Annotated in this window: 9 protein-coding genes; all 9 read left to right on the top strand. The window is 35.9% G+C overall.

Features of this window, described 5'->3' with window-relative positions; all coding sequences use genetic code 11:
- Position 1: 1 nt before the first annotated feature.
- The 9 genes from APR43_RS14980 (at position 2) to epsC (ending at position 14,310) form a co-directional block, all read left to right on the top strand.
- Positions 2-1,570 carry an arylsulfatase gene (locus APR43_RS14980; RefSeq protein WP_053470293.1) on the top strand — a complete coding sequence of 523 codons (1,569 nt, stop codon included), beginning with the start codon at positions 2-4 and terminating at the stop codon, positions 1,568-1,570.
- Between the two features lie 232 nt (positions 1,571-1,802).
- Complete coding sequence (locus APR43_RS14975; RefSeq protein ID WP_053470294.1) at positions 1,803-3,698, top strand: arylsulfatase; 1,896 nt, start codon at positions 1,803-1,805, stop codon at positions 3,696-3,698.
- Positions 3,699-3,758: 60 nt separating this feature from the next.
- Positions 3,759-5,681 carry an arylsulfatase gene (locus APR43_RS14970; protein ID WP_053470295.1) on the top strand — a complete coding sequence of 641 codons (1,923 nt, stop codon included), beginning with the start codon at positions 3,759-3,761 and terminating at the stop codon, positions 5,679-5,681.
- A gap of 292 nt (positions 5,682-5,973) precedes the next feature.
- Positions 5,974-7,041, top strand: a complete 1,068-nt coding sequence (locus APR43_RS14965) for a sterol desaturase family protein (protein WP_053471677.1) — start codon at positions 5,974-5,976, stop codon at positions 7,039-7,041.
- Positions 7,042-7,129: 88 nt separating this feature from the next.
- Complete coding sequence (locus APR43_RS14960) at positions 7,130-7,837, top strand: rhodanese-like domain-containing protein (protein WP_053471678.1); 708 nt, start codon at positions 7,130-7,132, stop codon at positions 7,835-7,837.
- Positions 7,838-8,087: 250 nt separating this feature from the next.
- Positions 8,088-9,701 (top strand): sulfatase-like hydrolase/transferase, encoded by a 1,614-nt coding sequence (locus APR43_RS14955; protein WP_053471679.1) that lies wholly within the window; start codon positions 8,088-8,090, stop codon positions 9,699-9,701.
- Between the two features lie 115 nt (positions 9,702-9,816).
- On the top strand, positions 9,817-11,076 hold the full coding sequence (locus APR43_RS14950; protein WP_053471680.1) for a YeiH family protein: 1,260 nt from the start codon (positions 9,817-9,819) through the stop codon (positions 11,074-11,076).
- 722 nt (positions 11,077-11,798) lie between these two features.
- Entirely contained in the window at positions 11,799-13,454 is a 1,656-nt protein-coding gene (locus tag APR43_RS14945; protein WP_053471681.1) for an arylsulfatase, read from the top strand.
- Positions 13,455-13,485: 31 nt separating this feature from the next.
- Positions 13,486-14,310 carry a serine O-acetyltransferase EpsC gene (gene epsC / locus APR43_RS14940; RefSeq protein WP_053471682.1) on the top strand — a complete coding sequence of 275 codons (825 nt, stop codon included), beginning with the start codon at positions 13,486-13,488 and terminating at the stop codon, positions 14,308-14,310.
- The last annotated feature ends 20 nt before the right edge of the window (positions 14,311-14,330 follow it).

Raw genomic sequence — 14,330 nt, 5'->3', positions numbered from 1 at the left:
AATGATTAAAAAACTGTTCATCCTTGCCCTTTTGGTTGCTGCACAATCTCACCTATTTGCACAAAAAAAGCAACCTAACATCATCGTGATTTTGGCGGATGATTTAGGTTTCTCAGATATTGGTGCTTTTGGCTCAGAAATTAAAACTCCAAACCTGGATAAACTTGCTAAAAACGGGCTTATTCTAAACCAGTTTTATAATGCAGGCCGCTGCTGTCCTTCGCGAGCTTCATTGCTCACAGGTTTGTATTCCCATCAGGCAGGTGTTGGAGACATGGTTCAGGACAAAGGAGTTCCAGCTTATCAGGGATATTTAAACGAACATTGTATCACTATTGGGCAAGCACTTAAACAGGCAGGTTACAGTACAATTGTTTCAGGTAAATGGCACGTTGGTTTAGTGCCATCAGCCTGGGCGGTTAACAGAGGATTTGATGATTCTTTTACTTTACAAAACAACGGGAGCAGTTATTTTAACTCGGAACCTTTATATAATGACGGAAGAAAAGTTACTTTTTTGAAAGGAGATAAAGAAATTATCCGCACGGATACTTCAACTTATCTGACTCAGGAAATTACCAATTTTGCCATTAGTTCTTTAGAAAAACAGCACAATCAGCAACAACCATTTTTTCTGTATGTTGCTTATAATGCTCCACATTGGCCCATTCAGGCATTGCCGGAAGATATTGCAAAATACAAAGGCAAATACCTGGGAGGTTGGGATAAATTGAGAGCAAGCCGTTTTAAAAAATTAAAAGAACTGGGAATCATTGATAAAAACTGGGACTTATCCAATCGTTTTGAAAAAGTACCGGATTGGGAAAAACTAAGTGTCGAAGAAAAAGACAAATGGGATACCCGAATGGCAATTTACGCTGCCATGATCGACAGAATGGATGCCGGAATTGGAGAAATCCTGCAGAAAGTCAAATCGTTGGGAGAAGAAGATAATACACTTATTCTTTTTCTTTCGGATAATGGCGGAAGTGCCGATGATGTAAAAAACTGGAATTATGTTACACAAAAAAATGGAACACCAGGATCAGCTGCATCAATTGATAGTTACGAAAGTCCGTGGGGAAATGTGAGTAACACGCCTTTTCAATTATTCAAAAAGAACACGCACGAAGGCGGAATTGCTTCTCCTTTTATTGCTTACTATCCAAAGCATATTAAGGCCGGAACAATAAGTAACAGAGTAAGTCATGTGATTGATATTTTCCCGACTTGTCTGGAATATGCCAATTTTCAATATCCTGATGCTTTTCAAGGAAAAAGTCTCACACCTTTAGAAGGAATCAGCTTAAAAAAGGAATTTGAAGGACAACAATCTAATGCGCATGAAGCTCTGTTTTGGGAACATGAAGGCAGCAAAGCAGTTAGAAAAGATAATTGGAAGGCTGTAGCCGAAAACAATCAGCCCTGGGAATTATACAATCTTGCTGAAGACCGAACAGAAACAAAAAACGTAGCAAAATTAGAACCGAAAATACTCGAAACCCTAATTGAGTTACATCAAAAATGGGCAGTAAAAGTAGGTGTCGAAGATTGGAATAAAATAAAATAACTCGCTGGGTATAATATTTAAACACATAGAAACATAGATTTTATAACTAAAAAAGAATGCAAAAAGAAACACATTTCTTTCACATAGTTAAACTCTGTGCATTTAAACTAAGTGAAACGCCTTTTTTGAGAGGACAGAAGCTATGTTTCTATGTGTTAAACATTAACATCAACGAGTCAAAATAGCAGAGTTAAACAGTGATTACGAATTAAATAACTTAAAATTTAATCTAATGAAAAAGTTTAAAAATAACATTGCAATCAAAAGTCCGCAAAAAGGCCTTTTGATTACTGCATTGCTTCTTGCACAATTGAGTTTTGCGCAAACAAAACCAGAAGAATTTAAAGGAGTTATTGGCAAAACCTTAGCCGAATCAAAAGAATATTGGCCGGAACCGGTTACAGCTCCTAAAGGCGCGCCAAATGTCGTTTGGATTATTCTGGATGATGTAGGTTATGGCGCTTCAAGCGCTTTTGGAGGTCAAATCGAAACTCCGGTTTTAGAGAGTTTAGCCAACAACGGATTGCGATATACCAATTTTCATACAACGGCAATTTGTGCTCCTACCCGTTCCGCTTTACTGACCGGAAGTAATTCGCATAAAGTACACGTTGGAGGATTCTCACACACCATAATGTCCGCAGGATTTCCGGGTTGGGACGGAAGATTACCTTCTAAAAACGGAACCGTTGCTGAGATTTTACGTGATAAAGGATACAATACTTTTGGCGTAGGTAAATATGGGATAACGCCTGACGAAGAAGCAACAGATGCCGGACCGTTTGATCATTGGCCAACCGGAAAAGGATTTGAACATTTCTACGGATTTTTGGGTTCTGCAACAGATCAGTACAAACCTGATTTAATTGAAGATCAAGCTCATATTACGCCTGACGGAAGACATCTTAGCGAACAAATAACCGATAAAGCAATTAGTTATATTCAGAAACAACAAAAAGCAGCGCCGGGAAAACCATTCTTTTTATACTATTCTCCCGCAGCCGTTCATGCACCTCATCAGGTAGCTCAAAAATGGAGCGATACTTATAAGGGAAAATTTGACGATGGTTGGGACGCTTACCGCGAAAAAACACTAGCCAATCAAAAGAAATTAGGAGTTATTCCTGCTGATGCTGTTTTACCGGAACGCAACTCACTTATTGCAGACTGGAAAAAATTAACTCCTGATCAAAAGAAAGTATATTCAAAATTCATGGAAGTTTATGCCGGATATTTGACTTATACCGATTACGAAATTGGAAGATTGATTACTTATTTAAAAGAAAGCAATCAACTGGAAAACACTGTTGTTTTTGTTTTGATTGGCGATAATGGAGCCAGTAAAGAAGGAACTTTACAAGGAGCTGTAGACAGACAAACCTATGTAAATGGAGATACGGAAGAAAAAGTATTCCAAAATAACTTAAATAGAATTGGCGAAATTGGAACAGCTCAAACCTACACCAATTATCCTTTGGGTTGGGCGCAAGCTACAAATACACCTTTCAAATATTGGAAACAAGATGCCAATTCTGAAGGAGGAACACATAATCCGTTGATTGTTTATTATCCAAAGGCAATCAAAACTCCGGGAATCAGAACGCAATACAGTCACGTAATTGATATTTTACCAACAACTCTTGATATTTTGGGCGTAAAAGCACCGGAATCTATTAGAGAAGTTAAACAAGACACGATTCAGGGATATTCATTTTACAATTCCTTGAATGATGCAAAAGCCGTTTCCTTACATAAAATTCAACATTATTACATCTTTGGATCAAGAGCCATTTATAATGACGGTTGGAAAGCAGCCGCCGCACATCATCCCAATTCAATTGAAGTAAAAGAAGCTTTGAATAATAAAGTAAATCTTCCTCCAAGTGATTTTGACAAAGATGTTTGGGAACTATACAACATCAACGAAGACTTTAACGAAAGAAAAGATTTGGCTAAAAAATACCCTGAAAAAGTAGCCGAATTAAAAAAACTTTTCGATCAGCAAGCCAAGAAAAACAATTTATATCCTTTAATAGACTGGCAGGATGTTTACCTGAGAAAAATACACAAAACGCCGTCTACCGAAGGAAAATCTGCTCAGGAATTATTAACCAAAGCAAACAAGTAAAAAAATTTACTTAAAAACTCTACTAAATCCATAGATAAATAAATATTAAAAAAAGAAATAATGAAAAAATTTGAAATTAACTCAAAAATCAAAAGCTCCGGAAAAGGGTTTTTGATTACTGCACTGCTGGCTGCACAATTTGGCTTTGCACAAGATACTCAAGAGTTCAAAGGAACAATTGGTAAAACATTAGCCGATTCTAAAGAATATTGGCCAGAGCCTGTAAAAGCGCCAAAAGGTGCACCAAATATTGTCTGGATTTTATTAGATGATGTTGGATTTGGAGCTGCAAGTGCTTTTGGGGGTTTAATCCAAACGCCTACTTTTGAAAATCTGGCAAATAACGGTTTACGTTATACTAACTTTCATACAACCGCAATTTGCGCTCCAACGCGTGCTGCATTATTAACCGGAAGAAATTCTGGAAGAGTGCACGAAAGCGGATTTTCACACACTATTTTATCGGCTGGTTTTCCGGGCTGGGACGGAAGAATTCCTTCTGATAAAGGAACAATTGCAGAGATTTTACGTGAAAACGGATACAACACTTTTGCCGTTGGTAAATACGGTGTAACTCCAGATGAAGATGCTACAGATGCAGGTCCGTTTGACAGATGGCCAACCGGAAAAGGTTTCGATCATTTCTACGGATTCCTTGGTTCTCAAACAGATCAATACAATCCTGATTTAGTGGAAGATCAGGCGCATGTGAAACCAGACGGACGTCACTTAAATGAATTAATTACAGATAAAGCAATCAGCTATATTCAAAAACAACAAAAAGCGGCACCTGGAAAACCATTCTTTTTATACTATGCGCCGGGAGCTGTTCATGCACCTCATCAGGTGGCTGAAAAATGGATCGAGCCTTACAAAGGAAAATTTGACGAAGGTTACGATGTGTACCGTGAAAAAGTATTAGCAAACCAAAAGAAATTAGGTGTTGTTCCTGCGAATGCGGTATTACCAGAGCGTAATGCACTAATTACAGAATGGAAAAAATTAACTCCGGATGAAAAGAAAGTATACGCAAGATTCATGGAAGCTTACGCTGGTTTCCTGACTTATACTGATGCTGAAATTGGAAGAGTGGTTAATTATCTAAAAGAAAGCAACCAGCTTGACAACACTTTGATTTTTGTTGCTATTGGCGATAACGGAGCAAGTAAAGAAGGAACTTTACAAGGAACAATCAACCAAAGTTTATTCTCTCAAGGAAAAACAGAAGCAGAAAATCTTCAAAGTAATTTAAACAATATTGGAGAAATTGGAACTGCAAAAGGTTTAAATACAAACTATCCTTTAGGATGGGCGCAGGCAACAAATGTTCCTTTTAAAAACTGGAAACAAGATGCACATTCTGAAGGTGGAACTCGTAACCCGTTAATTGTTTTTTATCCAAATGGAATTAAAGACAAAGGCGGAATTAGAAATCAATACAGCCACGTAACCGATTTACTGCCAACAACTTTAGAAATTGCAGGAATCAAAGCTCCGGAATATATCAAAGGAATTAAACAAGATATTATTCAGGGATCTTCTTTCCAGGCTTCTTTAGATAATCCAAAAGCAGAATCTTTGCACAAAGTTCAGTATTACTACATCTTTGGAAACAGAGCTATTTATAAAGACGGATGGAAAGCGGCTGCGGCACATTTACCAGATTCATTTGCTGTAAAACAATCTTTAGGTAAAAACGAAAAACCTGTTGCAAGCAATTTTGATACTGATGTTTGGGAATTATACAACTTAAACGAAGATTTCAACGAACGCAACAACCTTGCTAAAAAATATCCTGAAAAGTTAGCTGAACTTCAGAAATTATTTGATGAGCAGGCAAAAGAAAACAATGTATATCCATTGATTGACTGGCAGGATGTTTACAACAGAAGAATCCACAATACTGGAGCTGACAAAGGTAAAACGTTACAGGATTTAGTAAAACAAGTAACTAAACCTGCAGATACAGAAACTGCAAAATAATCATTTACACAAACCTGCAAGGTTTTCAAAACCTTGTAGGTTTTTCAATAAAAACAGAAGATTCTAACAAATTAGTGAAAAAATAAAAAATAAAACTCTACTATATCCATAGAATTAGAAGTTAAATTATTTATTTTTACATTAACATATTAAAATTCAAAAAGATATGAAACGAGTAGATTATGAAATCATAGGAAAAAAAATTGTCGTTGGGGCAATTGTATTTTTAGTTCCGCTGGTAATATTAGCCGGGGGTTTAGCATTAATTAATCAATTTTTAAAATAAGAAATCATGGCAATAGTTCAAAAAGAAAAACTAACAAGAGATTTAAGTATCAGTTTATTAATTTACAGTTTGCCTGTAGTGGCAATTTTCCTGTATTTTAAATTAACAGGCGGAGCGGTAAGCGAATCGCATATTGCACTTCCTTCATTTTTAGAATTCGCAAAACCGGCATTCGAAAACATCCGCACGTGGGGATTAACCGTTTTTATGGTGGTTTTGGGAATTATAGAATTTGCAGCAGGTCTTTACGATGACGAATGGACAGGCGAAGAACGTAAAGTAGATATCGTTTGTTTCTTAGCTCCAAAATTACTTTTACCTCCTGTAATTGCATTTTTCAGCTTAACAGCTTTACCATATTTATTACCAAATTTAGCTAACACACTTTCATGGGTTCCGTTTTGGGGAGGATTTTTCCTAATCGCAATTGCCGATGATTTAACACAATACTGGTACCACAGATTACACCATCAAGTTCCGTTTTTATGGCGTTTTCACAGAACACACCACTCTGCTCCATATATGGGAATGGCGATGGCTTCAAGACAAAACTTTATTTACACGGTTTTCTTTTCTCAAATTTATTTGACTGCAACTTTAACCTATTTAGGTTTAGGATTACCGGCTTTATTTGTTTTGGTAATTAAAAGTTTCATCACTTTAGGCGCACATTCAAGCATTGCATGGGACAAACCATTTTACAAATACAGAGTTTTACATCCAATTGCATGGGTTTTAGAAAGATTGATTTCTACTCCGGCAACACACCACGCACACCACGCAGATACAAGCGGTGACGGTGTTGGACACTTTAAAGGAAACTTCGGAAACATGTTTTTCATTTGGGATATGATTTTTGGAACTGGATTAATCACTCGTAAATTCCCGGAATCTTACGGAACAAAATCATACAAACAAGAAGAATGGTACGCACAATTTTTATGGCCAATATTCAAATCTAAAAAAGAAGGAAGTTCTCTTGCCGAAGGTGTATTAGCATTTCCTCTAAAAGCAAAACCTGTAGAAAAAGCAGCAGAAACTGTTGAACAAACTCCGGTTTTAGAACAAGCTTAATCTTAAAAAGCAATAAAAATATAAAGTACGGCAGTGTATTCAAATTAACCTTGAATACGCTGCCAGCTTTTATCAAAACTATACTGTTATGAAAAATAAAATAAATATTATTACACTAATCCTGCTGTTTACAATAGTAGGTTTTTCTCAAAATAAAAGTTCAAATACCGTTTCATTAGATGTTTATTACAGTAAAATTCAGGCTGAAAAAAAACCGCAGATAATTGATGCCCGAGGTGCAGAAGAATTTGCCCTAAACCATATTAACGGCGCAGTAAACTTCAATTTAGAGTCAAAAGATTATGCCGAACAAGTTGCAAAACTAGACAAATCAAGACCTGTTTTCACTTACTCGATTGGTGCAGGAAGAAGCGTTTGGTTAGCAGACGATTTATTAAAAAAAGGTTTCAAAGAAGCCTACAGTTTAGAAGGCGGAATTGCGAACTGGATTGGAAATGGAAAACCTTTTTATGCCAATTCTAAAAGCAAATTAACCTTAGCCGAATACAATAAAATCATTGCCGATAATAAAACTGTTTTGGTTGATATTGGTTCAAAATATTGTGGTGCTTGTATAAAAGTAAAACCAGTTCTGGAAACCATTAGAGCACAATACGGAGAAAATTTAAAAATCGTAGAAATCGAATTAGAAACCAGCCCTCAGGTAATTGCCGATTTAAAAATCGTAAAGGTCTTCCCTACTTTGATCTTATATCAAAATGGTAAAATCGTTTTCAAAAAAGACGGTTTAGGCGATTTAAAAAATGATGTTGATGTTGCTTTGGCTTCGAAATAAATTCAAATCATCATTCTTAAAATACATGAAAACTTTGTCAAAGTTTCAAACTTTGACAAAGTTCGCTACAATCGTGTCAGTCTGAGCGAAGTCGAATGTCAGGCTGAGCGAAGTCGAAGCCCGCGCTAGAAACTCTACAAAGATTGAATTTTCGTGACGGAGCTACTTGTGTGGGCTTCGACTTCGCTCAGCCTGACAAACTGTACATGAAAAAATTAAACAACACAAACCAAAATATAACTAACCCATAATGGCAAACTATAAAAAAATAACCAAGATTATTCTACCCATTTTATTAGTGCTTCTTATCCTCGCAGCATTTTTATTCTGGCCCATAAATACAGACGGAACATTAATTAAAGCTGATGAAAAACTAGAAGAAGGAAAAACAGCATTTCTGTCTCAAAAAGATACAACTTCAGCAAAAAAGCCAAACATTATCATTCTCGTTGCCGATGATTTAGGCAAATATGATATTTCTCTTTATGGAGGAAAATCAACTCCAACACCTCAAATTGATTCGCTTGCAGCTTCTGGAGTAACTTTTACAGATGGATATGTTTCGGCATCGATTTGTTCGCCATCGCGTGCGGGATTATTAACCGGACGCTATCAGGAACGTTTCGGGCATGAATATCAGCCGGGAGATCGTTATCCGAAAAACAATTTAGAATATTATGCTTTCAAATATTTAATCAACACAAACAGCTGGCGATTAAATGATAAAATAAACTATCCAAACGAAGCTTCAATTGCAACGCAGGGTTTACCAAAATCTGAAATTACATTTGCTGATTTAGCCAAAAAACAAGGTTACAACACCGCAATTATTGGAAAATGGCATTTAGGTCATAATAAAGGATTTTTTCCTTTAGACAGAGGTTTCGATTACCATTACGGATTTTATCAGGCATTCTCGCTTTACACACCCGAAGATGATAATCCGGATATCATTAATCATCATCATAAAGATTTTACTGATAAAACGATTTGGGGTAATGGCCGCGTTGGAATTGGTCAAATCCGCCGCGACACCACCATCATAAAAGATAAAAAATATTTAACCGAAACTTTTGCAGATGAAGCTGAAGCTTTTATTGATAAAAATAAAAACAAACCGTTTTTATTGTATGTTCCGTTTAATGCGCCGCATACGCCATTTCAGGTTCGAAAAAAATATTACGATCGTTTCCCGAATGTAAAAGACGAAAACAAACGCGTTTATTTTGCCATGATCAGCGCACTTGACGATGCCATTGGAAGAATCAGGGAAAAAGTAAAAAAAGAAGGTTTAGAAGAAAACACCTTAATCTTTTTTATAAGCGATAACGGCGGTGCCGATTATACTTTTGCGACAACAAACGCACCATTAAAAGGCGGAAAATTTTCTCATTTTGAAGGTGGAATAAATGTTCCGTTTGCACTTTCGTGGAAGGGAAAAATCAAGCCGCATACTGTTTATAAAACTCCTGTAAGTTCTTTGGATATTTTTAGCACAATTGCAGCCGTTACTCATTCTGGTTTACCAAAAGACAGAGTTTATGACGGAGTTGATTTAGTAGATGTTGTAAACAGCAATAAAGAAGCACACAAAGATTTATACTGGCGTTCGGGCGATGCAAAAGCCATTCGAAGCGGTGACTGGAAATTAATCATCAGCGGAAAAACGCATGAAAAATGGTTGTATGATTTATCAAAAGACAAATCTGAAACGACAGATCTGGCCGCAAAAAATCCTGAAAAAGTAAAAGAATTACAAACTGCTTTACAAACTTGGGAAAAAGGTTTAATCAAACCACTTTGGCCTAATTTGACTTATTATGAATTCGACTTTGGTAAACAAAAATACTTTGTTGATTTATAACAATTACAACAGTCCTGCAAGGTTTCCAAAACCTTGTAGGTCTTTCATTTTAAATACTATATCACTAACTAATACCTACAAGGTTTTGAAAACCTTGCAGAAAATCAAAAAATAAATGTCAACTCAACCTAAACAATTTAACATACACGAAGACTGGACAGTCGTAATTTTAGGATTTATAATCATCGGGATTTCCCTTTTTATATTTCTTCCCGAAGTTCCTGTTTTCGGCTGGTCAAACACTTCCGATTTATTTACGAAAGTATTTGATTTAGCCAATCTTAAAATCCTTTTAATTCAGTTTTTATATCTCATTTCAATTGGCACAATTGGAGCTTTTTTAATTGGAAGATCCGTAAAATATTTTCTATTGACTTTTCCGATAGTTTATCTTTTAACCTTGATTGCACTTATTCTCGCAGGAAATTCCGCCATAAAATCCATCAATTTAGAAGCCGTAATTTTTAGTTTGATAATTGGTTTAGCAATTGGAAATTTCTTCAAACTTCCGGAATGGTTTCGTTCATCGCTTTCCACAGAAATTTTTGTAAAAATCGGATTGGTTTTATTGGGAACCGGAGTAATTTTTTCAGATATATTAAAGGCAGGTTCATTAGGCTTAATTCAGGCATTGGTTGTTGTGATATCCGTCTGGTATTTTGCCTTTTGGCTTTGCCGAAAATTAAAAGTCGACGATGAACTAACGATGATGATTTCGAGTGCCGTTTCTATCTGCGGCGTTTCGGCAGCCATTGCAACTTCAGGCGCAATCAAAGGCGATTCAAAGAAATTATCCTATGTCATTTCGATTGTTTTGGTAACAGCAATTCCCATGATGATTTTCATGCCGATTATTGCCAAATATTTCAATTTTCCCGAAGAAGTAACCGGAGCCTGGCTTGGCGGAAGTATTGACACTTCTGGAGCCGTTGTTGCGTCTGGAACTTTGGTTGGCGAAACCGCTTTAAAAATCAGTACAATTGTAAAATTCTCTCAAAACGTTTTGTTAGGATTAGCTGCTTTTGCCATTTCGGTTTATTGGACGTATTCGCATAATACTACTTCAGAAGCTGTGGAATCAAAACCAACTTTAAAAGTAATTTGGGAACGTTTTCCAAAATTCGTAATTGGTTTTATCGGTGCTTCTTTAATCTTCTCCTTTTTAATTTCTCCCGAAACCAGAGACGGCGTAAAAGACAGTTTAAAAAACCTGCAGGGAATTTGGTTTGCATTAGCTTTTACAAGTATTGGTTTAGAAACTAATTTTAAAGATTTATTGAGTAATAATAGTCGTAAACCATTGTACGCTTTTTTAATTGCACAATTATTCAATGTGATTGTTACGTTGATTATTGCCTTTTTGTTATTTGGTTAATTTTTTTTTGCCACGAATTACACGAATTTGCACGAATTAATTTGTGTAAATTCGTGTAATTCGTGGCAAAACCATTTAGTATGTCATTGCGAGTAACGAAGCAATCTCATTAGCTAAATCAAACTTTATGTCTCATTGTTAGTGTGGTTGCTTCGTTCCTCGCAATGACTCAAGTATTTTTTTTATTTTTAGACATAAATTTCAAAATGCTAAAAATCAACAAACTAAACCTAAAACCAAAACCCACACCCTATTATATCACATCTTTTTTTCAAAAAAAGCAAAGATTAATTTGGATATTACAATATTAAATATAACTTTGTCTATAGAATTAGTAGAGTTTAAAATTAAAAACTTACATTTTGAAAACAACAGTCAATAATACGTATCACATTCTTCGTAAAAAACACACTTATAACGCCTCTTGTTATATGTGCAGCTGTTGTTAATTCCTCCTTATACGTTCGTTTTGAATCGGTTTAAAATTAAAATCGGAAACTATGAATCGAACAGTGTTTATTCCCAAATTATACTGAAATATTCCTTTGATGCTTTTGCATCAGAAAATATCACGTTATACTAAATCAAAATGAAAATGGAGACGACAAACTAACATTCTTTTTGATTACCAAAGGTCATTTCTGCGGCAACAGAAATGACCTGATTTTAAGAACATTTATCACTTACAAAAACAAAAAACAAACAACAAAAAGTACATTGCAATGAATACAAAAATTACAAAACTTCTTTTTTCTATTCTCTTAACCGGAGTTGCAACTTCTCACGAGTTACATGCTCAAACAGAATCAAAACCTAATATTATTTTGATTTTGGTTGACGATATGGGTTATTCAGATTTAGGAAATTATGGTTCAGAAATTAAAACACCAAATCTGGATAAGCTAGCTACAGAAGGTTTACGCTTACGCGAATTTTACAATAACTCAATTTGTGCGCCAACACGAGCTTCCCTCCTAACCGGACAATATCAGCATAAAGCCGGAGTTGGATTTTTTGATGTCAATTTAGGATTACCAGCTTATCAGGGTTACTTAAACAAAGAATCTTTGACATTGGGAGAAGTTTTCCGTTCCGGAGGTTACAGCACGCTTTTATCGGGAAAATGGCACGTTGGTTCTGAAGACCAGGCGCAATGGCCCAACCAAAGAGGTTTTGATAAGTTTTACGGAATCTTAAAAGGAGCATCGAATTATTTTGATACAAAACCACTTCCGTTTGGAAAAACGCCATATCCGGTAAAATTAATCCGCAATAATGAAGAATTACATCCAAAAGACGATTCGTATTATTTTACAGATGAAATAGGAAATAATGCCGTCACTTTCCTTGACGAGCAAAACAAAGAAAACAAGCCTTTCTTTTTATACTTAGCTTTTACGGCGCCACACTGGCCGCTGCAGGCAAAACCAGTTGATATTGCTAAATACAGAGGGAAATTTGATGAAGGCTGGGATGTTTTAAGAGAAAAGAGAATCCAGAAACTAAAAGCCAGCGGAATTTTACCTGCCGATCAAACTATATCGCCAAGAGATCCTGAAGTTCCGGAATGGAATAAGTTAAGCTACGACGAAAAACAATTCTGGAAAGCTAAAATGGAAGTATACGCCGCTATGGTCGACAATATGGATCAAAACGTTGGCAAAGTTCTGGACAAATTAAAAGCGCTTAAAAAAGACAAAAACACATTGATTGTTTTTATTTCAGATAATGGCGCTCAAGGCGGATTCAATACGTATAACCCGCTAGGAAGAGGCTTGGTTCGAAATGACGGACCAGTTGGAACGTCAGGTTCATTTGATTATCAGGAACAAAACTGGGCTTATTTATCAAATACTCCGTTGCAGCAATATAAAAATAATATGCACGAAGGCGGTTTTAGTTCTCCGTTTATTGCGTGGTTTCCATCCAAAATAAAAGCAGGCAGAATCGAAAAAGGAACCGGGCATATTATTGACCTCGCTCCTACTTTCTACGAATTAGCCGGAATAGAATACCCAAAAGAATATAATGGTGTGACGACAAACGCTTTGGTTGGAAAAAGTTTGTTGCCTGTTTTATTTAATAATGTTTCTCAGGTCGATAGAGGCGCACCATTATTTTGGGAAAGAGCAGGAAACAGAGCAGTTCGCGACGGGAAATGGAAATTGGTTTCGATTTATCCTTCTTACGAATGGGAATTATACGATCTTGAAAAAGACCGAGGCGAAACTACTAACGTAGCACAGCAAAATCCGGGAATTGTAAACAAACTTTCGGCTTCTTATTTTGAATGGGCAGACAAAACTGGAGTGGTTGAATACAGTAAATTCAAACTAAAACCAGAGACAATGCCGGGCGGTGCGGCGTTGAAAAAATAAAATTATTTTCTAACCATAAAATTAAATCAATATGAATTCATTTTATCAGGAAATTGCAAGACAACATCAGGAATTATTAATACTTCCTGAAAAGAAATTAATCCATCAGTTTATAGATGAATTGTTTTCGATTTTGTTTTCGAATACTTCAAAATCCTACGGTATTGTGGCTATAATTGAAAATAAATTTGACGGATTAGAAAAACAATTTGATGAGCTGGTTTTAGACTTTGCTCCTAAAAATCAAAATACAAAAAGGCAGACGGAAACCTTTTTTGAAGCCCTGCCCTATTTACATAAAAAAGCGTTGAATGACGCTCAAACTATTTTTGCAAAAGATCCTGCAGCCAAATCTTTAGAAGAAGTATTATATTCGTATCCAGGTTTTTTCGCTATTGCCGTTTATCGATTTTCTCATCAGCTTTGGAAGCAGGATTTAAAATTATTAGCCAGAACAATTTCAGAATATGCGCATATTAAAACCAGCATCGAAATTCATCCGGGAGCCAAAATAGGAAATGATTTTGCAATTGATCACGGCACCGGAATCGTTATTGGCGAAACCACAATTATTGGCAATAATGTTCAAATTTATCAAGGCGTTACGCTTGGTGCTTTGAGCGTTAAAAAAGAGGAAGCTTTTATCAAAAGGCATCCTACAATTGAAGACAACGTTATTATTTACGCCAACAGCACAATTCTTGGCGGACAAACAACTGTAGGCAGAGATTCTATTATTGGAGGAAATGTATGGCTGACGTATTCTGTACCTTCCAATTCGGTTGTTTACCATAAAAATGAGATGAAGGTTAAGGACAATAATCCTTTTCCCGAACCCATTTTTTATTCTATTTAAAATTGAGTGAATGTTTTAAC

Origin of the sequence: Flavobacterium sp. NLM, from assembly GCF_002210235.1 — a bacterium.
In the GTDB taxonomy this organism is placed as follows: Bacteria; Bacteroidota; Bacteroidia; order Flavobacteriales; family Flavobacteriaceae; genus Flavobacterium; species Flavobacterium panici.
The sequence above is the reverse complement of the archived record's forward strand: the minus strand, read 5'-3'. Positions and strand labels throughout refer to the sequence as shown.